Source organism: Aliiglaciecola litoralis (assembly GCF_039523355.1).
GTDB lineage: Bacteria > Pseudomonadota > Gammaproteobacteria > Enterobacterales > Alteromonadaceae > Aliiglaciecola > Aliiglaciecola litoralis.
The window spans coordinates 556800-581972 of sequence record NZ_BAAAFD010000001.1; the positions used below are offsets into that span (position 1 = coordinate 556800).

Below are 25173 nucleotides of genomic sequence, written 5' to 3' on the forward strand. Positions count from 1 at the left end.
TACCAATCTATTGAATGATAAGGAACTATTGCCAAATGAAAAGCTTCAATTTACCGATTTTGTCAGACTGGTTCATCCAACACTAGGGCGAGCGCCCCCATCAAGCCAGAATGACTGCCTAAACCGGGCAAGCAGATGATGTGTTCTAAGCTAAGATCATCAGGAAGCACCAAATAACCCGCTAAAGAATCCTCAGTGTATCTTAATACTTTGTCGAGCAATCCAGGTTTGGCCATCACACCGCCACCCATGACAATTTTTTCGGGACTAAAACTCACCAACAAATTATGACATAGTTTTGAAAGCACTTTGGCTTGAATATCCCAAGCTTGATGATCATCATCGAGCGTTTCGGCTGGGACACCCCAAATTTGCGACATCGCGCGCCCTGATGCCAAACCTTCAACACAATTACCGTGGAACGGACATTGTCCTTGAATCCCTTCCGGAGCAGGGATAAGCATATGTCCAAGCTCTGGATGGATCAGTCCTTTAAGACTCTTACCATTAACCACAATACCAACGCCGACACCGGTCCCGACAGTCACGTAGTTTGATACCTCTGTATCTTTTGCCGCGCCCCAGCGAGATTCTGCGATTGCTGCCGCATTAACGTCTGTATCAAATTCAATTCGGCAATCAAGCGCTTCAGCTAATATGGCCACAACAGGTGTATTTGACCAGTGTGGTTTGGGCGTTTTGGTGATGTAGCCAAAAGTTGCTGAAGACTTGCGTAAATCCACAGGACCGAAACACGCTAAGCCTAAGGCGTCAAAATCGTATCCCGCTGCTCGCTGTTTTTTAAAAAAATCAACAGTCTGCGCTAAGGTTTCTTGCGGCGTTGTGGTTGCCACGCGATGCTCAACTATAATATTTCGAGCCGCATCGACAATAGCGCAGTTGAACTTGGTTCCACCGGCTTCTATGGCCGCATAATATGCTTTCATTGAGGTTTACCTTATGCAATTAAGTTGACCAAACGTAAAGTGTAGCTTTGGGATTGACACTTTCCACTAAATATTACTGTAACGTTTAAGAAAGATCTACTATGATTGTTAACAGTTGTAAAAATGGTGTTATAATCGCCATGTTATAAGACGTTAAAATTGATTGCAAGACAGAATCTTAATCGAATCAGTTCATTAGCAAGGTTGAAACTATGAATATAGAACAAGAAAGCAAGCGCTCGTTAACTCGTATACTCGAAAGCGTCGATTTATCCGGCATTGCTAAAACTGATCGCGCGGTGTTTGAGCAGCGTCTACACAGTCATTTTCCGCGCCTATTTTCGTTGTTAATTGATATTTACGGTCATCGATACGACTTTTATTATTATGTTCAACAGCTTGTTGAGACTTTAGCTGAAGGGTATCAAGCACGACCAAAACCGTTAAAAGCAAAAGATAAAAAGCGACTCGCGGATCCTCATTGGTATCAAAGTGAAAAAATGCTGGGCATGGCCTGCTATGTTGACCTATTTGCCACCGACTTATCTAATCTCGAAGCTAAAATTCCTTACCTTGAATCATTAGGGATCACCTATCTGCATTTAATGCCGCTTTACGATGCGCCCAAAGGTGACAGCGATGGTGGCTATGCGGTGTCAGATTACCGTAAAGTGAACCAGCAACTTGGAGATATGGACGATTTAAAGCGCCTAGCCGCAGCCTTGGCTAAAAAAGATATCAGCTTGGTGCTCGATTTTGTGTTCAATCATACCTCAGACGAACATCGCTGGGCGATGGCTGCAAAACAAGGTGACAAAGAATTCCAAGACTATTATTACATGTTTGATGATCGCACCTTACCTGATCAATACGAACAAAGCCTAAGAGAAATATTTCCGCAAGTGAGACGGGGAAATTTTACTTGGAATGAAGACTCGCAAAAATGGGTTTGGACCACATTCAATAATTTCCAGTGGGATCTGAATTACTCAAATCCCGCCGTGTTTAATGCTATTACCTCAGAAATGCTATTTTTAGCCAACATTGGTTGCGAAGCGCTACGATTAGATGCACTGGCGTTTATCTGGAAAGAAATGGGCACTTCTTGCGAAAACCAAGATAAAGCGCATCGCCTAATTCAAGCATTTAACAGTTGTTTGCAAATTGCAGCACCTGCCGTTGTATTTAAATCTGAGGCTATTGTGCATCCAGATGAAGTGCTCAAGTACATCGATGAACAGGAATGCCAGTTATCTTATAATCCACTATTGATGGCGTTAATTTGGGAAAGTTTAGCCACGCGAAAAACCCAGTTATTAACGGAGTCGATGCAACGTAGCTTTGCGATTTCACCAAACTGCGCTTGGGTTAATTATGTCCGATGCCACGATGATATTGGTTGGACATTCGATGACAACGTTGCTTGGCAATTAGGCATTAACAGTCACGATCATCGCCAGTTCCTTAACCAATTTTATACCGGTCGTTTTGAAGGGAGCTTTGCTAGTGGGGTCGCCTTTGGTGAAAACCCCAGCACCGGCGACTGTAGAGTGTGCGGCTCTTTGGCATCGCTAGCGGGGCTGGAAAAGGCGATGCTTGCTGATGATAGCCAATTAATTGAGCATGCAATTGGCCGTATATTATTGGTCCATGCGGTTATTTTGGCAATTGGCGGCGTACCTTTACTGTATTCTGGCGATGAACTGGCACTAACCAATGATTACAGTTATCAACAAGATGACAGTAAAAGTCACGATGGGCGTTGGGTACACCGCATTGCAGTCACTGACAACGCAATCCAAAAATCACAGACCGGCTCTCACCCTGAAAATCAAGTGGCAAACGGACTTCAACACTTAATAAATTTACGTAAATCCTTGCCGTTGTTGGGCTCAAGTGAAACTCAAATCGTGATGACAGACAATCAGCATGTGTTTGCCTTTACTAGACGAGATGACCAAGGACAGGTTTTACTCGCTATCAATAATTTCAGCGAACACAACCAGTCAGTGGACAGCAAAATAATCGATCACATAGGTAGCCATAACGTGGTTGAATTAGTTGGCAATACAGCGCTTAGTGCTGTAAATGAATCTGTCACCTTAGCGCCTTATCAAGTGATGTGGATAACGGCTAAGGCTTAACGTAAAATATCGCTCATAATCGGCAATTAGGCTCACCGTTATAAGCTAATTGCCGTACAAAGCCAGATCGGAAAAAAATGAGCCTCACATTGGTGAGGCTAGTTTATCAATTGCGCTAATGTGTTGTTGGATAGGATCAGCTCTTGGTTGTTCCGCGCAACACCAAGCGCGTTTCTAACACCACATTTTCTTTAGGCGCTTTATCTAATAATAAGCGCGCCGCAAGCCGGCCTTTTTCAATACTTTGCTGACAAATGGTAGTCAATGGCGGCTCTGCTCGCGAAGATTCCGGAATATCATCAAAACCGGTAATTTGGACATCTTCAGGAACACGTAAATTGAGTTCTTTGGCAAGCCGTAACGCCGCTAGCGCCACTACGTCACTCATGCAAAGCAATACATTGGGCCGTGGTGTAGTTGTTAATGCTTCCCGAGCGGCAATTTCTGCATATTCCGAATCATTGATTGGTATATGCCAAACCTGTTGAGCAGCGATATCGCAACCTTGTTCTTTAGCCGCTTTTAAATAACCGTCCAATCGAGAGCGAGATATTTCCTTTGACTCCAGCTCTAAATCAGCCGTCGTTAATCGGCAAACACGATCAGATTCAATTAGCCTTATACCTAAAATCACCGGACGAACGTCTTCGCCTTGTAATACGTGCTTGGCGATGGTGTAGGCACCTTTTTCGTTATCAATATTGACTGAGGCGGTTTCATGATATTCAAAATCGACGACCACCACTGGCTTGCCGGTATTCAATATATATTCAAAGGATTCTCGGTTAATACCACCATACAATATAAAGCCATCAGGCAGTGATTCCGCGCCTCGCTGTTGCGTGGCATGCATATTACCGGATAACAACAACATGTGTTTATTACGGCTTACCAATACTTCAGCAATTCCCTGTAATAATTGATTAGCCACAGGATCGGATAAACTGTACTTCAGAGAATCCAGTAACATAACGCCAATGACTTCAGATTCGCCACGACGCAAGGTTCGAGCTGCCAAGTTAGGACCGTTGTAGCCCAATTCAGCGGCTTCTCTTAGAATACGCTCGCGCAATTTAGCTGAGAGCTGATCAGGTCGATTAAATGCATTAGAAACAGTCGCGGTAGACACACCCAAATGCGCTGATACTTGCTTAAGATTTAATTTCTTTTTGATAATCATTACTCGATGTTAAGAAATACACTTATTCCGCGTCACACTAATCCAAGCGCGAGCTTTGCTGTATATCAAACTAGGTTTATTTCAGACGCCTAATTGTCATTGTCCCTACTTAGACTCTGAATATTGTTATTTGCTGATTCAACAGTTGTTACGAGAACAAAAACGCGCCAGCCAAATTGCCTTTGGACATAGTTTACACTAAATTCAACCATCACTTAACACTATATTTTTGGTAATCATTCTGTGCAGCCTAGATTGTATATGGCGTCAGCCTTATCGGTAACAAGCTACTATTATCTCCCAACTTAAAGGGTTAAGGTGAATTATCACGATATATTCACTTTGCATTTTGCACTGGAAATTCAGTAACGCGGTATATGCATAAGACGATAAGAGTGCTGCGGGATGACGGCAATACTGTCGACTCCGAGGTCTCCCCCCTGTCATCTCCGAGGTCTCCCCCCGGTCATCTCCGAGGTCTTTTGATCGGAGATCTCGTAATACACCCTTATAGCCAAATACAAACAGGAGTTAAAAAGATCCCGCTTAAGAGCACTGCGGGATGACGACAATACTGTCGACTCCGAGGTCTCAACCCTGTCATCTCCGAGGTCTCCTCTCTGTCATCTCCGAGGTCTCCCCCCTGTCATCTCCGAGGTCTCTTGATCGGAGATCTCGCAATACACCCGTATAGCTAAATGCAAACAAATGTTAAAAAGATCCCGCACTGCGTGCGCCCCAAAAGAGCGCTGCGGGATGACAGCAATACTGTCAACTCCGAGGTCTCCTCTCTGTCATCTCCGAGGTCTCCTCTCTGTCATCTCCGAGGTCTCCTCTCTGTCATCTCCGAGGTCTCTTGATCGGAGATCTCGCAATACACCCTTATAGCCAAATACAAACAAATGTTAAGAAGATCCCGCTCAAGAGCACTGCGGGATGACGAGGATGTGTTAAAAAGATCCCGCACTGCGTGCGCCCCAAAAGAGCTTTGCGGGATGACAGCAATACTGTCATCTCTGAGGTCTCCCCTCTGTCATCTCCGAGGTCTCTTGATCGGAGATCTCGCAATACACCCTTATAGCCCAATACAAACAAATGTTAAGAAGATCCCGCTTAAGAGCGTTGCGGGATGACGGGGATGTGTTAAAAAGATCCCGCACTGCGTGCGCCCCAAAAGAGCGCTGCGGGGTAAGGCTGGCATGTTTAGGCGCTCCGCGCCGCCCAGCCGCACGACAGCAATACTGTCGACTCCGAGGTCTCCCCCCTGTCATCTCCGAGGTCTCTTGATCGGAGATCTCGCAATACACCCTTATAGCCCAATACAAACAGGAGTGAAAAAGATCCCGCACTGCGTGCGCCCCAAAAGAGCACTGCGGGGTAGGCTGGTTTGTTTAGGCGCTCCGCGCCGCCCAGCCGCACGACAGCAATACTGTCGACTCCGAGGTCTCCCCCCTGTCATCTCCGAGGTTTCTTGATCGGAGATCTCGCAATACATCCTTATAGCCAAATACAAACAGGAGTTAAAAAGATCCCGCTTAAGAGCGTTGCGGGATGACAGCAATACTGTCATCTCCGAGGTCTCTTGATCGGAGATCTCGCAATACACCCGTATAGCTCAATACAAACAAATGTTAAGAAGATCCCGCTCAAGAGCGCTGCGGGATGACGGGGATGTGTTAAAAAGATCCCGCACTGTGTGCGCCTCAAAAGAGCACTGCGGGGTAAAGCTGGTTTGTTTAGGCGCTCCGCGCCGCCCAGCCGCACGACAGCAAAAGGACGTGCTGGTTAGGTGAGTTACCATGGATGGATTCAATTTGAATTTTGTATTTTCTTGTTTTGGGTCTTGTCATTGGTAAGTACAAGCCACGACACTAAGACAAAGAAACCAACCACTGCACCTAGTATTTTATAGGATAATTGAAAGCCCAATTCATCATACATCATCCCAACGCCGATGGATAAAGCTGCTGCACCGATTTGAGCCATAAAAACGAACCCCACCAGATATATTGTCGCCGACAAGTGTGCTTCGAAAGTTGCAGAAATATATTTAAAAATGGCAACAAGCATAATAGGTAACTCAACTGCGTGAAGCAATTTCATTAATGAAATAGTGTAATTATCATCTGCGTATCCTGAACCAACTATCCGCAATGCCATGATTGCCCCCGCTAAAATTAAACCGTTTTTAGCTCCGATTCTATTAACCAAGAATGGAGCAAGGAACATGCCTAGAGCTTCAAGCAAGACTTGCAGCGAGTTTAGATAGCCGTACATAGCGTTACCTTCTTCCTTAGTAGGAAATACCGACGCAAAATAGGTCGAAAACTGCTGGTCATACACTCCATAGACAGTGGCCACGCCTATAACATAAACCGCCATGGCTAAAAATTTGTTGTTTTTGAATAGGTGCAAGGCATCCGAAATGTTTAACGCTGCAGATTCCTTGTCAAACCTTTCTTCTTCTTTATGTGACGCGGCGGGTACTACAAATGCTACACAAGTCAAAAACAATAAACCAGATAGACTTGCCAGCCAAAAATTGAGCTCTGGATTGATATTAAATATTCGACCAGTAAAGAAAGCGGCGATGGCCCACCCAATCGAGCCCCACATGCGCGCTCTTCCAAATTCAAACCCCGTCATCCGACCGACTCTATCAACGTAACTTTCGATTACCCCTACCCCCGCACTAAATGCCATGCCGAAATATACACCACCAAGCGCAGCCCCTAACCATACGTTGGTCTTTAGCAAAGGCGAATACAGGTAAATCGCGAAGGGCCCGACCAATATAAGCAGTCCGGCAATAAAGTATAATATGTGCTTTTTAAGCCCTAACTTGTCCTGTAAATAGCCGTAAATGGGTAGAACAAATAAAGCGCAAAAGGCACTTAATCCAAAAACAATGCCACGCTCTTCACCATTCAAGCCTACAAATTGTTCGAGCCAAATTGAAAAAATTGAAAAGCAAAACGACCAAGTTAAGAAAAAGGTGAGTAAAGCCCCGCTGAGTAACCAATAATTGCGCTTAGATACTTTAGTATGCATTTACTATCTCACTGTTAATTTATGTCTATCGATGGACAATGGTTATTGATAATAATAATAAATGTAGCTAACTGCAATCTGTTTGTTGCAAAAGAGTTAATATCGATTAAATATCAAGTTACTTAATTTATAAAGAAAGTGCTTAGTCAACGATGTATCGAATTGCGTGCAATGCCTTTTATCAAAGGCAGATGAGCCCATTATTTACTTATTCCATGCAATTTCAGATCGGTCATTGTCACCTCATCTGATGACATTATCTCAATCTTATCAAAGGATTGGTTTGGAAAAACTAATACAGTCATCACAGTGGAACCGCCATTGACAAAAATTTCGACGATAGAATTGTCGTACAAAATATCAATATCCATTGTCGCTTCAATATCGGTTAACGGTGCCGTTTGAATATTAGCAAAGTGGTGGTTAAAATCAGTGATGCCCGATTGTGATCTGTCGAGTATCAGTTGTCGTGATTTTAAATCTAAGGTGATGCTCAACTGCTCTTTAAGTTGATTGGAATAACGCAATTCAATTTGGCTCGTTTGAGAAGCATTAATATTAAATGTAAGTCTAGAATGATTAATTGCCGCAGTGGGTAAAGACTCACTATTAGCTAATAAAAGGGGCGATTGATGAACCACTAACTGTGGTTGCGACAACAATGTTGTAGTCTGAGCAGATAATTCACTGGCGGGCTTTGAACTCAATCTAAAGCCATGTTGAGATTTTACAAGTGATAATTCACGTGGCACTGTCATCGCGCCTCGCCATTTTTTAGTAGGCAATGAATTAGCGTAAGTCCAATTATTTACCCACCCCATAAAAAGATGTCTTCCATCGCTACGAGGTATATTTGAAAATGTCACACCAGCATAGTTGTCAGTTCCATAATCAAGCCACATAGCAGGCTCGATGCGCTCGTGAGCGGCTTCATCAGAAAATACGATATGGTCTGCCAATATATGCCCCCAGCTGCCAGTGTGATTGTCAATAATCTTTATCTGCGCAGTCTGACCAATATATTCTCTCACATCCCAACTGGCTATCGACAGCACCTCTCGATCGCTTCCTGTTTGGGATTTAACAATTTTATCGTCGATTAATAGGTTGACTGAAGTCCTCTTGGGATCGCTACCCCCACCAATATAAAAGTTGATAAAGTTATTTCGTATTTTAAATTCTTGGCTGGTTATTGAACCAACTGAGCCATCCCCCAAATGATAAGAATTTGCCAATTTCTTGCCGACAAATCCATCTACAAAATTTTGCCCCTCGTATCCTCCTGTTGTCGGCGTGTCACTAAATGCATTACCTTCGATACGCCAGTTTTCAAAACCATTTTCAAAGTTTTCAAACACCATGCCTTCCGGAAAATACGAGGGTGTGGGTTGCAAGTTTTTACTAAACTCATCGTCGAGCAGAAATCGTTCGCCGTCAAAATCACCGACAAAGTATTGCGTACCAGAACCACCGTTAGGTGCCCCCGTAATAAGACTTACAATTAGAATGTATTTGTATTCATCAGTGCCCTCTATTTTTACGCGGAGTAAATCGGGACACTCCCATACGCCACCATGACTCCCTACCCCCTCGCCAAAAGTGCTCAATGGTTGCCATTGACGAAGGTTTTTGGACGAATAAAAGCCGATATGATCCTGTTGAGCGAGCACCATGATCCAACGCTGGCTCGGTTCATGCCAAGTTACTTTAGGATCACGAAAGTCTCTGATACCTGGATTGTTTAAAACTGGGTTACCGTGAAACTTTGTCCAACTGCGTCCTTTGTCTAAGCTATAGGCGATTGCTTGTGTTTGAAAATCGTCCTTTCCTAGACCGTTTTTTATGTTGTCGTGATATGTATAGATCGCAACCATAGGGGGGGATTCGATAGAGCCAAAACCCGATGTGTTTTGCCAATCAATGACCGCACTACCGGAGAAAATGGTCCCTTGTTCATCGGGGTAGAGTGCGATGGGTAATGTTTGCCAGTCTAGCAAATTTGTACTGACAGCATGCCCCCAATGCATCGGTCCCCACACTGTCGAGTTTGGATGATATTGATAAAATAGATGATACTCACCCTCATAATAGACCATGCCATTAGGGTCGTTCATCCAATTAGCAGGCGGAGTATAATGAAATTTGGGCCGAAACTGTTCAGTAGCAGTTTCGACAATAACCTTAGTGGTGCATCCTGCAATTAATACTAGTATTGCAGCGCTTATCACATTTCGCTTCACTGAGAACATGTTAACCTTCCCGATTATTAATGACTAAAAAAGACAAATCTTCTAAAGATTTTCCTTTAGTTTCCGGCATGAGCCGCAATACAAAAATTAATTGCAAAATCATCATAAAGGCAAAAAACGAGAATACACTGCTTGCGCTAAACTGCTGCAAGACAAACGGCATCAACAATGTGATTAATGCTGCGAACACCCAGTGGGTTCCAGAGCCCAACGATTGGCCTTTGGAACGCACACTGTTAGGAAATATTTCAGCGATAAACACCCATATGACGGCACCTTGTCCGATGGCATGTGATGCTATAAACGAGAACACGAAAAATACAATAATGATTCCGCCAGCACCACTGCTAAACGCCCAAGAAACCACCGCGAGCGATGTGATATATCCTATGGAGCCAATTAACAGTAATGTTCTACGGCCAACCTTATCAATCAAAAATATCCCCAGCATTGTGAACACTAGATTGACCATACCGATGCCAGCGGTCGACAATAATGAGGAGCTGGCATCCAATCCTGCCAACTCAAACACGCGTGGTGCGTAGTAGATAATGAAATTTATTCCAGAGAGTTGATTAAAAGCAGCAAGCAAAAAAGCTAAAATTATGGGAAATTGGTAAATCTTTGAAAAAAGTGCTTCATTTTTGTGCTGTTCATGCTCAGTTTGTATTGCATTGACAATAATTTGTGCATTTTTTTCGCCAAGTTCGATTAGTACCTGATTAGCCCTATCAACATTATTTCCGTGTAAAATTAACCACCGCGGACTTTCTGGGGCTTTAAGGATAAGCAAAAAGTACACAAGCGCGGGGAGCGCTTCAATACCTAGCATTATACGCCAATCAAAATCGGACATGCCGGATATCAGGTAGTTTGATAAAAATGCGATCAATATGCCAAACACAATTTGAAATTGGTAAAGAGCAACAAGTCGGCCGCGATATTTAGCCGGAGCAATTTCTGAGATATACGCGGGTACGGCAATGGATGATATCCCTACGCCTACCCCACCTATAAATCGCATTATTGCAAAAGTATAAGGGTCTGTAGCTAGCGCGGATCCCAAGGCAGATACAAGATAAAGTAAGCCAATCAATACTAGCGTAGGTTTGCGCCCAAATTTATCACACGGATAATTCCCTGCTAGCGCTCCAAGTACGGTTCCCCATAGCGCTGATGACATGATAAACATGCCATGAAACAAAGGACTTGTTTGCCATAAATTTTGAATCGGTTGATCTGCGCCTGAAATGACAGCCGTATCAAACCCAAATAAGAAGCCGGCAACGGCTACTGATATTGACCAAAGTGCGATCTTACTCATAGTCTGCTCCAGTAACTTTGGTGTGCTTAGACCTACACCAAAATAGAGTAATGAAACATAAAAAAGCGGTGAGTTTTAGTCACCGCTTTTTAAACTCAAATCTTTGTTAATTTGGACTAAATTTGGCTTAAAAATTAAAGGTTAATGAAGCTTTCATCGTCCGGCCCAATAGTGGTCTTGCAACACCTCTATAATCACCATTTGAGAACTGAAGACCTTCAGTGACTGAACTACCTTCGGTAAATGAGTCAGCATCATTTAAGTTACTAATGTGAAACTGAAATTCCATGTCATCACTAATAGAATAAAGAAAGCCAACATTAATTTGCGTGTACTCTGGGTAAATGGTCACATTAGTATTGCCGTCTGCTGCAAATCGCTCGCTGAAATACATAACCTGACCATAAAGTGTTAACGGAATATCACCAAAGGAATAAGAGGGACGAACGTTAACTAACCATTCTGACTGACGACGTGGCCGTCTTTTATCACCACTGGAAATATCGTAACTACGTAAATCATTGATATTGTCTCCGTTAGTGTCTGTTTCAATAATACCGCTTCTGATTGCATTATCTTGTCCTTGCTCAGGATCTTGCCATACAACACTGCCTTGCAGTTTTAATCCTTCTAACCAATTAGGGCTGTAGCTACCCTCTACCTCAATACCTATATTTTCAAGACTGGTACGGAAGCTATCACGTATTTTGGGACAATTAGCGGGTGCAGGAACGGAGGCACAAGATACATTATTATCACCTGTTGCAGAAAGGTCATCTAAAGTAGCACCAAGGTTTTCTTTGGCTTCGAAATCAATGTAAAAAGCATTTGCACTTAACTCATACCCTTTGCCAGCATAACGAAGTCCACCTTCGTATTGCTTTATATTTTCGACTAAATCACCCCGTGCGATTTCACCAGTTGAAGGGTTCGTAGCAGGACCACCGAAAATGTAGTCCTCAAATCCTGGAAGGCGGAAAGAATCTGCATAACTGAAGTAAGTTGTGATGCTATCTGTCAAACGATAGTTTGCACCAAGCGTCCAGCCAAACGCATCATAGCTCTCCGAGGCAAAGCGAGGTGTACCATCTGGCACATTAACAAAGTTATCAGAAAGTGTGTCGTTTGTTGAACCTACAACTACATCAGCAGGTGTGAAATCGTTAGACGTATTCCCTGGATCGAAAGAGTTTGTAGTGACGCGATTAACATCGAGCTCTTGGTAACGGCCTCCGATATCGATTTGTAAGTCGCCGTCTAACAGTGAAATGTGATCTAACACATATAAGGCATTAGTACGCATTGTGGAATCAGCCCCCAAACCGAAAAGTGCCGGTTGATCAACCCCACCTCGTGTAATGGAAGGACCAACTTGCTGATCACTTGCGTCTACTGCATACAAATCGACTAATCGTGAACTTTCACTGATATTACTCCAAGCACTAGCAAACACTGACTGTACATTGTATGTGTAATGGCTAGTATAAAAGCCAAATGTGAGCTCATGATCTTGTTTTTCGAATGTAAAAAGTCGACTCAAACGTATGTCAGCCACTGCACTTGTTGCATCAACCTTCCCATACACGGGGATATTATGCGCTAGGATATCATCAGCACGTTCCGCTGAACTCAAATCCGTACCCGTTACCGTATCATTATAAAAGGCCTTTACAGCCACTGCGTCAGCGTATGAGTCTCCGATAACCCCATCAAATCCTTGAATTCGAGAGAATTGCTCGCTCTCTAGTTGGGTGCGCTCAGTAGGAGGATCATTGAACATGGCGTTAAACCCATTTGAGCCAGCAGTAGAGCGAACAGCGGCATGCAAGCGCCATTCATTTTCGAAGTCTTTGGTTAGCTCAACAGTAAAAATATCGAACTTAGGTTCAATTCCATCGCTAATATCCAGATTGAGCAGGCTACCATCAGGATTATATAAATTATAAAAGCTCGTTTGATACGATAAAACTTGACCATCACCAAAATCTACTCCTAAATTATTAACGCTTGAGGGAGAGATTTTGAAGGGGTCGTCAGGTGTACCTGGCGCTCGATCATTGGTTATAGAGTAAGGTATATTTTGATAAAAATTGGTCTTATCTCTAATAACATGAGCCTGAACCTTAACTTCTGTAGAGCTATCATCACTTGTATAAACAACATTACCACGAAGTTGCCCACCACTATTGCCAGTATAGCCTGGGTCGCGCATGCCTTCGGCAACGCGATAAAAACCACCGAACGCATAGGTCAGATTGTTATTAATTGGACCAGAAATGTAAAAATCGTTTCTGACATGCCCCCAGTCTCCCACTTCAAGTTTGTACGCTCCTTTGAACTCATCAGAACCTGTTCTAGTCACGTAATTTACCGCAGCCCCTAAAGCATTAGAGTAAAGCACACCTCCAGGCCCCCCCTTTACCGCTTCGACAGCAACGGTCATTAAATCTGGTTTGATAAATACGTCATTATTCATAAAGGGCGCTTCAGGTTCTTCATATACAGGTAAGCCATCTATTAGATTTGGTACATACCTATAACCGCCTGCTTGAGGTAATCCTCGAACCAGTACGTTGTTGTGAGACTCACCCGCTGTGCCGCCTTCTGGGAAGAATCCAGGGATATTTCCCAACAATTCTGCCGCCCCATTGGGGGCCAATACTTTCATGTCTTCTTCAGTAATAGTGTTTATAGAAAAGGTAGCTTCCATTTTTTGAGTATTGCGCGTTACGCCTGTCACAATAATGCGCTCTAGCCCTGAGTCATCCGCAACAGCATCCGAATTATCCTGAGCGGCAACATTTTGCGAACTGACCAGAGCAGCCGCAATTGAAATAGCAAAATAGTTTTTTCTAAACATAATATGTACCCGTTTATGTGCATTGCCTTAATGTCTATCGTAGGACATTACGCTAAAATTACATTGTGTCAACATTTTTTTTACTTTCGTGGTTATTTTTTAATCGCGGTAATTTAACGGAACGTTAATTCCCAAGGTATGTCATGGTGAATTGGTGAAAATTCAGGGAATAAACCTAGATTTAAGTTTACTTTTATTAAGCTTGAGTATTTATTGCTGAGCTTGTGTCCATCGATGCACAATCAATTTTACTATTGGAACCTAGTTTAATCTAAGGTTTTTTAACATGCTTTGCCCTAAAAGGATTAACTAAAAGTTAACACTAAGAGTTTGAGGGTCACTTGAGCGAATTACGAAGATTCCCCATATCATCAGCCAACTAAAACGGACTACTGAATTACCGTAAGCTTAATATTAACTTAGGGAAGTAAGGCGAATAAACGTGTATCTGCCTAAACGCCAAGAGTAATAGAAGAAGTCGTTCTTTTAGCCTCCAACCTGAAAAGTCAGTTCGCCTTTTAAACTTAAGCCTTATAAGGAGCGCTTAATGAATCACGCATAATTAGATCACCGCAAACTATTTCTTCACGCGGCTCAATAATTTTATCGATTGCCAATTTAGCAGCCAATTCGCCCATTCTAAAGTAAGGTAAAGATACCGTTGTCAGACGAGGTAATAAATTTTCGGCAATCAACTTATAATTGTCGTAGCCGACAATAGAGATTGTTTCTGGTATTTTGTAACCCATGCGACGAATTAACATATAAATACGCATAGCCATCTTATCGTTCCCACACAATATAGCTGTTGGCCTATCTTGTAGGGCCATAATATTGCGTAACACATCTGGAAGTTTACTAAATTCGTCATCAGAAACAGTGCATACACCTTCAATTATCAGATTTGGATCAACAGGCACATCAGCTTCCAACATCGCTTTTTCAAAACCGCGTTTTCGAAGCTGAGTCGCTCGCATTTCTTCAAACAAAGTGAGATAAGCTATTCGACGGTGGCCTGCTTGTAAAAGCGATTTAGTAGCGTCATACAGGCCTTGGCTGTCATCTGGTACTATAGTGGGGTGTCTAAGCGTTTTCTCGAAACAATTTACTAAAATGAGTGGGCAATGATTAAAACTTTGTTCGATTTTAACTTCGCGATGATACAAAGTAGCATAAATAATTGCTTGGGAACGATGGCGCCTAAAGTCATCGACTAATTTTGCAAAACTCGCCGGTTTGCCCCCAGACTCTCCAATCATTAATAACTTGCCCTGTTTTTCACATTCAGCTTGGATGCCAGCAATTATTTCAAAAGCATCGGGGGTTGTTGTAAGCTTCTCTGTGATTACACTTACTATACCTTTCTCCTGACCTCGCAACGCTTGCGCTGCCGCCGATGGGTAGTATTCTAACTCTTCCATAGCACGCAAAACATTGTCTTTGGTTTTAGCACTGACACCTTGGTAACCACTTAAAATACGCGACACTGTCTTTACTGAGACATTGGCCTTTACCGCTACGTCTTTAATTGATGCCATATTTACCCCTAGAGTGATACTCAAGCCTAAGATAATACATGAAACTGAACTTTTAGTTGACATTTATATTGCAACTAGCACTATAATGTCCAACGATAGACAGTTATTGTGTCGTTTTTTAGTTTAAACCTGTTGTTCTTACTGTCAGCCCTACTTGTTCAGTTAGAGTGACATCGGTTTTCCTAATAGCTATTTTCAAGCAGAGTGTACTTAAAATGTCGAAAAACTGTAATGCGCATTTATTACCCCCAGAGAGAAGGTGGCGCCCGAAATTCCACTTTACGACGACAAGTAACTGGATTAATGATCCAAATGGGTTGGTGTTTGTCGATGGAACATTCCATTTATTTTTCCAAATGAATCCACAGGATTGTGTTTGGGGAAACATGCACTGGGGACATGCCACGTCTCAGGATTTATTACACTGGCAGCAACACGACATAGCTCTTTACGCAGAGCCTGATGGATTGGGTTATATATATTCAGGTGGTGCGGTGATCGATAAAAACAATACTTCAGGATTTAAAGAGAACGAAAACGCTCCTATCGTAGCTACCTTCACTCACCATTCAGATAAAACCGGACAGTCGCAAAGTATTGCCGTTAGTATTGACAACGGTAACTCCTTTCAACCGTTTGAAGGCAACCCAGTCATTCCAAATCCGCAGCTCGCCGATTTTCGCGATCCCAAAGTAATTTGGCATAAAGAAAGCAGTAGTTGGGTTATGTCTCTAGCGGTCGGTGACTGCATTCATTTTTACTCTTCAGCAGATTTAAAGCAGTGGCATTTTTTGTCTGTATTCGGCAAACAACAAGGGGCTCACGATGGCGTTTGGGAATGTCCTGACTTATTTCCGTTAGAGTGTTCAAAAACGGGCGTTCGTAAATGGATACTGTTGGTTTCTATTAATCCAGGAGGCCCAAATGGCGGTTCAGCTATGCAATACTTCGTTGGCGAATTCGATGGTCATCACTTTACATCAGATGATGAACTCATTCGATGGCTTGATTATGGTACCGACTGTTACGCTGGGATCACATGGGATGGATTACAAGATTTAGATGATCAACGAATAATGGTTGCTTGGATGAGCAATTGGCAGTATGCCAACCAAACCCCCACGGCTACATGGCGTGGAGCCATGACACTTCCACGGCAGTTAACGCTCACCAATGTAAATAACCAATATCAAATCAGCCAATTGCCGGCAGCCAATTTAAATTTGCTTGCCACAGAGCAAATTACCCACACGTCCACATTGGACAAGGTGCAAAATCTTACCATTTCAGACTGTTGTGAAATAGATTTGTCGTTTGATGAGATTAGCAGTCAAAGCAAGATTAAAATCGCGCTTAAAACCAACTCTAATGAATCGTTGAACTTGTTGCTTGACCTCCCAAAACAATTAACTCAGCTAGATAGAGGAAATTGCAAATGGTCTACCGACGGTTTTCATGCGGTGATGAATGGTGACCTTCATTTGCTCGAATCGGATCGTATTGAGATTAAAATAATTCTTGATGTCTCGTCAATCGAAGTATTTATAAATCAAGGTTTAACTACGTTTACAGCTCTGTATTTTTCTGAAATGCCAATCTCAAACCTTGAAGTTAGTGGTAGCAACGTACAGCAAGTAAAGTTACGGACGCAAGTTAGCTTTCTTAATTAGGAATTAAGTATATTGTGAAGAAACACGTATGGTAAATGAATAATATTGCAAGTTTGCCTAACCTTAGGTGTGAAGGACAGCCTATGTTAGTTAGATATTTTATTTAGCTTTGGCTATTACAGTTTCTAATCTTTTGTTGATAAAAATAAGGTAGAACCTTATGTCTTTAGACCACTATGTATCTTCAGATGTCGATCCTGTCACGACATCCCCAGAGAAATACCGCCCGCATTATCACTATACTGCGAGAAAAGGTTGGCTAAGTGATCCCAATGGAATGGTCTATTTTGATGGTGAGTTTCACCTATTCTATCAACACGACGACTATGTCAACGTATTTGGTGCAATGTCTTGGGGACATGCTGTTTCTAAAGATTTGCTTCATTGGCAGGAGCTTCCAAAAGCAATAATACCTGATGAACATTTAGGGATGTGTTTCTCTGGATGCATGGTAGTTGATAAAAACAACTCCAGTGGGCTGAGTAAAAATACATTAGTTGGGTTTTACACCTCTGAACTGCCAAAACAACAACAATCAATGTTTTATAGCTTAGATAATGGGCGCACATTCCGTAAATATAATCATAACCCAGTTATCCCCAACAGTGCGGGAATGTCTAAAGATTTTCGTGATCCAAAGGTATTCTGGTATGAAGAACAGTCACTTTGGATCATGGCATTGGCGGGTCCTGAGAGAATTGAATTTTGGTCTTCGACAAATTTGATTGACTGGCAATTACAAAGCTGGTTTGGAGAGGGACATGGCGCTCACGAAGGGGAGTGGGAATGTCCAGACTTACGTTATATGCCGATTGATGGCGATAGCAATAACTGTGTATGGGTATTAATAGTAAGTGTTAATCCTGGCGGACCAAATGGCGGCAGCGGTACTCAGTATTTCATTGGTGACTTTTTAGAAGTTGACGGGAAGTTGAGATTTATCACCAAGCAGACTGATGTTAAATGGTTAGATTGGGGGTCAGATAATTACGCTGGTGTGGGTTGGACAAACTTGCAAGATTCGTCATTCGGAAATCGCGTTTTTTCCATTGGTTGGATGAATAATTGGACATACGCCTACAAAACACCAACTAACCAATGGCGTGGCACTATGACCATGATCCGAGAATTAAAACTAGAGACATTTTACGAAGAACTGGTTTTAACTTGTTGTCCGGCTCCTATTTACAAAGAATTAGTGGGCGACGAACTTGCTAATCTCGACAATGTTTCACTAAACAAACCGACAAATATAGGCTCAGATTTGTCAGCAAGCCGCATTCAAATTGACTTTGATACAACACAAACAGATCACGTATGCGTGGAATTAAGTAACACTTTAGGCCAGTTAACACGCATTGGATATTGTAAATCTGACGGTATATTTTATGTGGACAGACGCAAGAGCGGAAACCAAGATTTCGCAGAAGGCTTTTCAGGTATTCACATTGCAAAGGCGACACGCACTTACAATACAATAACAATGGATATCTTTATCGACCGATGTTCCGTTGAAGTTTTTTTCAACAACGGGGAATACGCAATGTCTGAACTGATTTTCCCAGAAGAACCATTATCCATCTTCAAGCCTGTAGCACAAAGCTCGATTAACCCAACCAATGTCAACATTCGTAAAATGCGGGAAATAACGCGACTTTAACCCACTTAAATCGTTAGCTAACAGTAGTCTTCTGGGGCTCACTTTTGTTATCTCCGAGGTCTCCCCCCTGTCATCTCCGAGGTCTCCCCCCGGTCATCTCCGAGGTCTTTTGATCGGAGATCTCGTAATACACCCTGATAGCTAAATACAAACAGGAGTTAAAAAGATCCCGCTTAAGAGCGCCGCGGGATGACGGGGATGTGTTAAAAGGATCCCGCTTAAGAGCGCTGCGGGATGACAGCAATACTGTCATCTCCGAGGTCTCCCCCCTGTCATCTCCGAGGTCTCTTGATCGGAGATCTCGCAATACACCTTTATAGCCCAATACAAACAAATGCTAAAAAGATCCCGCTTAAGAGCGTTGCGGGATGACAGCAATACTGTCATCTCCGAGGTCTCCCCCCTGTCATCTCCGAGGTCTCCTCTCTGTCATCTCCGAGGTCTCTTGATCGGAGATCTCGCAATACACCCTTATAGCCCAATACAAACAAATGTTAAGAAGATCCCGCTCAAGAGCACTGCGGGATGACAGCAATACTGTCATCTCCGAGGTCTCTTGATCGGAGATCTCGCAATACACCCTGATAGCCCAATACAAACAAATGTTAAGAAGATCCCGCTTAAGAGCGCTGCGGGATGACGGGGATGTGTTAAAAGGATCCCGCTTAAGAGCGCTGCGGGATGACAGCAATACTGTCGACTCCGAGGTCTCCCCTCTGCCATCTCCGAGGTCTCTTGATCGGAGATCTCGCAATACACCTTTATAGCCCAATACAAACAAATGCTAAAAAGATCCCGCTTAAGAGCGCCGCGGGATGACAGCAATACTGTCATCTCCGAGGTCTCTTGATCGGAGATCTCGCAATACACCTTTATAGCTAAATACAAACAGGAGTTAAAAAGATCCCGCTTAAGAGCGCCGCGGGATGACGGGGATGTGTTAAAAAGATCCCGCACTGCGTGCGCCTCAAAAGAGCGCTGCGGGATGACAGCAATACTGTCATCTCCGAAGTCTTTTGATCGGAGATCTCGCAATACACCTTGATAGCCAAATACAAACAGGAGTTAAAAAGATCCCGCACTGCGTGCGCCCCAAAAGAGCGCTGCGGGGTAAGGCTGGTATGTTTAGGCGCTCCGCGCCGCCCAGCCGCACGACAGCACAAGGACGTGCTGGCTGGGTGAGCTACCATGGATGGATTCAATTTGAGTTTTGTATTTTCTTTTTGGGAGCCGTCAGCCTAGGCGTCACCCAATGTTGCTAAATAGCGTGACAAAAACTCATCGTGGGTCAACATTTTCGACAATGGCTGTCGCTTGGCGTCGTGTATCTTTGCCATCACATTGAGTAACTCTTGGTCACCGTGCACTTTTGCTCCTGGATGATAATCTTGCGGCTGTATGCCCTGGCCTAACATCACCTGTAACCATGAAGCGTCCCTGAAAATATCGTTATTATCGTTAAATATAGCCGCAGTCTCTTTGAAGGCGTCCATTTTTTGCTGTAAACGATCAGGTATCGACATCGTGCGCATATCCCGCCAAAAGTCAGAATCATCACGTTCATTCACATGGTAATGCAAAATAATAAAATCGCGGATTGTTTCAAACTCAAGTTTCGATTCAGCATTGTACAATTGCGTCATAGCAGGCGTGATCCGCTCATTGGGGAACATTTTCAGCAAACGCACTATGCCGGATTGGATCAGATGAATACTGGTAGATTCTAGCGGTTCCAAAAAGCCACTGGAGAGCCCAATTGCAATAACATTTTTATGCCACTGTTTATCGGTGCGACCTGTCTCAAAACCTATTTTTCGCGGCTCGTCCAAGGGTTTTGAGTCAAGATGAGACATCAATGTATTCAATGCATCTTCATCTGAGATATATTTAGAACTGTAGACCATGCCATTGCCGTTTCTATGGGTCAGCGGTATTCGCCACTGCCACCCCACTTTGTGAGCAATACTGCGGGTGTAAGGCAAGGTGGAGTCGAAACGTTCTGTCGGTATCGCAAATGCGCTATCAGCGGGTAGCCAATGATCCCAACTTTCATATTCAACCCCCAAGGTCTTTCCGATCAATAGCTTTCGCATGCCCGTGCAATCTATGAATAAATCGCCTTCTATTTGTTGACCACTTTTGAGTTGCAGCGCAGTGATAAAACCTGACTCAGGGTCCACATCCACATGTTCGATTAATCCTTCTGTGCGTTTCACTCCGGCTTTTTCGGATAGTTTTCTTAAATACTGACCGTACAACGCTGAATCAAAATGGTATGCGTACTGCAAATCGTAAACTGGATTTTGAGTATTGATCTTATTAAATACGCCCTGCTCTGAGCATAAATAGTTAAGATCATAGTCCCACAAGGAATTCGTCAGTCCAGCTTGCTTTGCGCGCATCCAAAAATGTTGAAAGCCGCAAAAACCAATATTGGCACCCGGTGCACCAAAGGTATGGTAATAACTCTCTCCATCGACGCGCCAATTCTCAAATTTTATCGCCAGTTTTATGGTGGCTTTGGTTTCCCGGAGAAATTCTTTTTCATCTAATCCCAAGTACTGATTAAAAATTTGTATTGGCGGAATAGTCGCTTCACCCACACCAACGATGCCAATATCTTCAGATTCAACCAGTTCAATCTCAATTTCTTGTTGCAGCACTTTGCGCAACAAGGCTGCTGTCATCCATCCCGCCGTTCCACCGCCGGCGATCACAACTTTTTTGACAGGTTTTTGCATGGAGTAATGCCTTTTTCAATTAAATGGAAACGCGATTTCCTACTGTAAAGTCAAACAATCAAAAAGTAAAAAAAGACCCCAACAATCTTTCAATTGTTAGGGTCTTTTAAAATACATTCGAACGTTTGTATTTAGTAGAACGAGTAGTTAAAGTTCAGCAAGTAAGAAGGACCAAATTGACGACGAGTAGTAACAATGCCGTTACTGTCGATGGTTTCTTCATCTTCATCCGTTAAGTTTGTACCTTGCAATGAAATGCGCAGGCCTTGTAAATACTCAATATCAGAGTCGCCGAAGTCGTAACTGATCTGCGCATCAACCAGGGTCACACCAGAGCGCGTTGCTTCTGATATTTTGTTTGAACCACCACGCTCATAAGTCAGGAAATCCGAACGATCGGTTGCCGCAATCCTTACCTCAAACCCTTCCATTGCATAGTATGCGGTAAGTGAATAAACCTCGTCTGACTGACCGGCTATTTTAGAGCCGTTATCCAACTCTGCATCGATAAAGGTGGCTGAAGCAGCTACCCCAAATCCATCAAGGGCATCAGCAAACATATTGAAAGGTACGTTGGCGGTTAGCTCTAAACCGTTAACACTTCCTTCAAGGCCATCTTCAAAAAATGAAAAGGTACCAAAATCAGGTGGAGTAGCTAAATCACCTGCATCGTAGAATACATCTGCCGGTCCATAATTGCCTGCGACATCAATAACGCGGTCATGGAAACCGGCAATGAAATAATCAGCACCATTATTGGTTTCATCATTTCTAAAGTTAATTATCGAACTGTCACCTGAGCTCTCACGCGTCCAATTGACTAAATCTTTATAGAATAAAGAAACCGCAAAATAACCTTCATCTTCAAAGTAATGCTCATAAGCCAAGTCGAAGTTGTTCGCTTCAAGTGGGCGCAACATTGGGTTACCACCTGATTTAGACCAAGGTGAGCCATATTGCTGCACCGCAGCAAGGGTATTGGGAATAGTGATTAATTCAATGTTTTGGTCGAACTTCACAAAGCTAGATGCTTTCATTTGATCAATACGAGCACGACTGATGGTTTTGTTCGCTGCAAATCGCACAAATTTGCTGTCTGCAACTTCTAAACTCACATTTAAGCTCGGTAAAACATGACTGTAATCTGTACCAAGAGAGACATTACACGCAGCATCAACTTGACCATCATTATTGTCATCACATACGGCAAAATTAGAACCGACGATACCAATATAACCGTTTGATTGCTGATCGGTTTGTACATATTGAACACCGATATTACCGGTCACTGCCATGTCATTTAACTCAGTGTTAAAATCGACCTTGGCATAAACGGTAACGATTTCTTCTTCAATCTCAAAGGTATCACCCAAACGATCCGGCTCTAGCAAGCCAGCGTCGTTTTGAATATAAGTACCATCGTTATAGGGTGCAAACCCATCATAGGCAACAACCTGACCAAGACCAGCCCAAGTCAGATCCGCTAAACCATATACATAATTAGATGGGATTGCGGTAGATTGAGGGTACGCATTAGATGTAGCAAAGAACCCTTTATTAATTTTTTCTTTAAAGCGGTCGCTGTAATTAACGCCAGCCGTTACTTTACTGAAAATATCACCTTCTAATAAGCCTTCCACTTCAAATCTAACGGTCGTGAGTTCTTCTTTAAAATCAGCAAAGTTTAAGAAGCCATCCTGGGCATTCAAATAGGTGTACGGGTCGCCATTTGGACGCAACACATCTGTTTCAAATTGGTCTGCTAAATTTGCCAAACCACCACCCCAAACTTGAGGACCAGTCAGTTGTAACGCATTAGGATCGGAAAACGCATCAAGACCGGTAGAACCGGTAAAGAATACGCCATCTTGGCTCATTACAAATTGACGAGTACCCAATTGATCCGTATCTAGCGTCCCTGAACGTGCCAAGCCAGCGTATGATTCACCACGTAGATCTCGTTTAGTCGACTCGCTATCCGCAACATCTAATGTTGCTTTCCAATCATCATTAAGATGATATTCAACATTTAACCCCAATATTTTCAAGTCACCGTCTTTTTGAAGCGGATCAGTACGTAATACTGGGTTAGCATTGATTTGTGTACCAGTCGCGTTTACTCCAGTACCGGTCACATTAGTAGATGCGAAAGGTTCGATGAAACCACGCAATACGCCAGAGTCAGAGTAATCAATGTCAAGGTAATCAACGACAATGTCTAAGTCGTCTGTCGGACGGAACTGCAACACGGCTGACAATGTATCTCGTTCAAGCAAGGTACTGATTGACTGGGTGTCTAGACCTGTTGGCAAGAAAGCACCATCATCATTCTGAGCATAGCCCCACACACCATATTTACGTTGGTTGTTAGGAGATTCAGTTGTTGCATAAGCAACTGCTAGCCCAATAGTATCATCGGCAAATTTTTCAACAAAAGACAAAGATAACCGATGTCCTTTATTGTCAAACTCTGGGTTGTCTGAATCACTACCGCTGATTTCATACACACCATTTACTGTTAATGTTTCTTTGGCATTAAGTGGACGAACGGTTTGTAAATCAACCGTACCACCTATACCTTGAACAAGTAATGAAGCGTCGGTGGTTTTATATATAGTTGCGCCAGTCATGATTTCAGAAGGATAAAGATCATACTCCACACCACGGTTATCACCAATACCAATGAGTTCACGACCATTTAACGACGTACCAACGAAATCTTCTTTAAAACCACGAACCGAGATGCCTGAAGTACGACCACCGACGCGCTCACCGGCAAGGCCAGGCAATCGGGCTAGTGATTCAGCAATAGATGAATCAGGCAGCTTACCAATATCTTCAGCGGAGATAGCTTCAACAATAGAGCTGCTATCCATTTTAACCGCTTGGGCACGGATCAGAGAGCCACGAATACCCTGAACAGAAATTACTTCCACATCATCATTGTTTGCGGCGTTATCCTGAGCCATTGAATGGCCAGAAAACATTGCCGAAGAAACTGCAACTGAGAGTAGTGCGGGCTTAAACAGTCTTGTATTAATCATTTTGTGTGTCCTTAGTCGACCTAGTGTGGTGTATACAGTGTTGCCTTATTGTTAATAGTAATTAACATTTTTATTATATTCAAGCATTTTCTTAAATGATTAAGTAACATAAAAGGCAGCATAAACAAGCTTGCAGCTAATATAAAACAACCAAGACTTAAATGATTTAGAAAGACTCAATGAGTTTTCTCTTAACCTACAGCTACTTATTGCTCTTCCATTTACAATGAGTGGTTGATTTAAATGCATTTCCCTCAGGGTATTCTAGTAGCCATTTTTAATTGTAGCCAACTCGCCCATCAACCTGAGCCGCCATATTTAATAGCCCCAAAATAAGCAAAGATGATTTTAATCGGTAGAGCGAACGACCATTTGTACTTTTACAATGTGTACTGCAACGCCTTTTTTACGGATAAAAGAAGAGTAAAGTATTAGCACAAACGAATTTTCGTGCGAAATAGCTGGCGTATTACTAGAAAGCTCAACGCAGATAAGCGAGAAAAGGGCGTTATTGGGGGGCACTTATTATCCACAGTTCAGGTTATTAAGCTTTTTCATTGCTTTATCTTTAATTATTTTTAATTATTTATTGGTGTAGTGATTGCTGTGAACTTGGAGGTTTTGCAACTAATTTGCTAAATGTTGGCTTAAAAAGGTGCAAATTGTGGGTTTTGTAAACAACCTTAGGCGTTGAGGTTAATGGCTTTGCTCACTATCTAAGCAAACGAATAATAGGTTCGAAAAAAGGGTTGACGACCCTACCCC

Annotated in this window: 12 protein-coding genes; 3 read left to right on the plus strand and 9 right to left on the minus strand. The window is 42.9% G+C overall.

Features of this window, described 5'->3' with window-relative positions:
* Window positions 1–62: 62 nt before the first annotated feature.
* Window positions 63–947: an ROK family protein gene (locus tag ABD036_RS02565; RefSeq protein WP_343856198.1), complete on the minus strand. Its 885-nt coding sequence runs from the start codon at window positions 945–947 to the stop codon at window positions 63–65.
* A 212-nt stretch (window positions 948–1159) separates the two neighbouring features.
* On the opposite strand from ABD036_RS02565, the gene ABD036_RS02570 reads away from it, so the two are divergent.
* Window positions 1160–3091, plus strand: a complete 1932-nt coding sequence (locus ABD036_RS02570) for an alpha-amylase family glycosyl hydrolase (protein WP_343856200.1) — start codon at window positions 1160–1162, stop codon at window positions 3089–3091.
* A 136-nt stretch (window positions 3092–3227) separates the two neighbouring features.
* Here ABD036_RS02570 and ABD036_RS02575 read toward each other — a convergent pair whose 3' ends face one another.
* From ABD036_RS02575 to ABD036_RS02600, 6 genes are all read right to left on the minus strand, one after another.
* Window positions 3228–4271, minus strand: a complete 1044-nt coding sequence (locus ABD036_RS02575; protein WP_343856202.1) for a LacI family DNA-binding transcriptional regulator — start codon at window positions 4269–4271, stop codon at window positions 3228–3230.
* A gap of 1809 nt (window positions 4272–6080) precedes the next feature.
* Window positions 6081–7322: an MFS transporter gene (locus tag ABD036_RS02580; RefSeq protein ID WP_343856205.1), complete on the minus strand. Its 1242-nt coding sequence runs from the start codon at window positions 7320–7322 to the stop codon at window positions 6081–6083.
* 200 nt (window positions 7323–7522) lie between these two features.
* Window positions 7523–9571, minus strand: a complete 2049-nt coding sequence (locus tag ABD036_RS02585) for a glycoside hydrolase family 32 protein (RefSeq protein ID WP_343856206.1) — start codon at window positions 9569–9571, stop codon at window positions 7523–7525.
* 1 nt (window position 9572) lies between these two features.
* Entirely contained in the window at window positions 9573–10895 is a 1323-nt protein-coding gene (locus ABD036_RS02590; RefSeq protein WP_425542536.1) for a sugar porter family MFS transporter, read from the minus strand.
* Between the two features lie 127 nt (window positions 10896–11022).
* Window positions 11023–13755: a TonB-dependent siderophore receptor gene (locus ABD036_RS02595; RefSeq protein ID WP_343856207.1), complete on the minus strand. Its 2733-nt coding sequence runs from the start codon at window positions 13753–13755 to the stop codon at window positions 11023–11025.
* 524 nt (window positions 13756–14279) lie between these two features.
* On the minus strand, window positions 14280–15293 hold the full coding sequence (locus ABD036_RS02600; RefSeq protein WP_343856209.1) for a LacI family DNA-binding transcriptional regulator: 1014 nt from the start codon (window positions 15291–15293) through the stop codon (window positions 14280–14282).
* A 215-nt stretch (window positions 15294–15508) separates the two neighbouring features.
* Here ABD036_RS02600 and ABD036_RS02605 point away from each other — a divergent pair, with 215 nt between their 5' ends.
* A complete protein-coding gene (locus tag ABD036_RS02605) occupies window positions 15509–16963 on the plus strand; it encodes a glycoside hydrolase family 32 protein (protein WP_343856211.1) in 1455 nt (484 codons plus the stop codon).
* A gap of 160 nt (window positions 16964–17123) precedes the next feature.
* Window positions 17124–18623: a glycoside hydrolase family 32 protein gene (locus tag ABD036_RS02610; RefSeq protein ID WP_343856213.1), complete on the plus strand. Its 1500-nt coding sequence runs from the start codon at window positions 17124–17126 to the stop codon at window positions 18621–18623.
* 1238 nt (window positions 18624–19861) lie between these two features.
* Here ABD036_RS02610 and ABD036_RS02615 read toward each other — a convergent pair.
* Together ABD036_RS02615 and ABD036_RS02620 are read right to left on the minus strand one after the other, a co-directional pair.
* Window positions 19862–21364 (minus strand): tryptophan halogenase family protein, encoded by a 1503-nt coding sequence (locus tag ABD036_RS02615; RefSeq protein WP_343856215.1) that lies wholly within the window; start codon window positions 21362–21364, stop codon window positions 19862–19864.
* A gap of 131 nt (window positions 21365–21495) precedes the next feature.
* Window positions 21496–24408 (minus strand): TonB-dependent receptor, encoded by a 2913-nt coding sequence (locus ABD036_RS02620; protein ID WP_343856217.1) that lies wholly within the window; start codon window positions 24406–24408, stop codon window positions 21496–21498.
* Between the last annotated feature and the right edge of the window lie 765 nt (window positions 24409–25173).

Coding starts and splice junctions, on each gene's coding strand:
- ABD036_RS02565 (WP_343856198.1), bottom strand. CDS start 947: ATGAAAGCATATTATGCGGCCATAGAAGCCGGTGGAACCAAGTTCAAC.
- ABD036_RS02570 (WP_343856200.1), top strand. CDS start 1,160: ATGAATATAGAACAAGAAAGCAAGCGCTCGTTAACTCGTATACTCGAA.
- ABD036_RS02575 (WP_343856202.1), bottom strand. CDS start 4,271: ATGATTATCAAAAAGAAATTAAATCTTAAGCAAGTATCAGCGCATTTG.
- ABD036_RS02580 (WP_343856205.1), bottom strand. CDS start 7,322: ATGCATACTAAAGTATCTAAGCGCAATTATTGGTTACTCAGCGGGGCT.
- ABD036_RS02585 (WP_343856206.1), bottom strand. CDS start 9,571: ATGTTCTCAGTGAAGCGAAATGTGATAAGCGCTGCAATACTAGTATTA.
- ABD036_RS02590 (WP_425542536.1), bottom strand. CDS start 10,895: ATGAGTAAGATCGCACTTTGGTCAATATCAGTAGCCGTTGCCGGCTTC.
- ABD036_RS02595 (WP_343856207.1), bottom strand. CDS start 13,755: ATGTTTAGAAAAAACTATTTTGCTATTTCAATTGCGGCTGCTCTGGTC.
- ABD036_RS02600 (WP_343856209.1), bottom strand. CDS start 15,293: ATGGCATCAATTAAAGACGTAGCGGTAAAGGCCAATGTCTCAGTAAAG.
- ABD036_RS02605 (WP_343856211.1), top strand. CDS start 15,509: ATGTCGAAAAACTGTAATGCGCATTTATTACCCCCAGAGAGAAGGTGG.
- ABD036_RS02610 (WP_343856213.1), top strand. CDS start 17,124: ATGTCTTTAGACCACTATGTATCTTCAGATGTCGATCCTGTCACGACA.
- ABD036_RS02615 (WP_343856215.1), bottom strand. CDS start 21,364: ATGCAAAAACCTGTCAAAAAAGTTGTGATCGCCGGCGGTGGAACGGCG.
- ABD036_RS02620 (WP_343856217.1), bottom strand. CDS start 24,408: ATGATTAATACAAGACTGTTTAAGCCCGCACTACTCTCAGTTGCAGTT.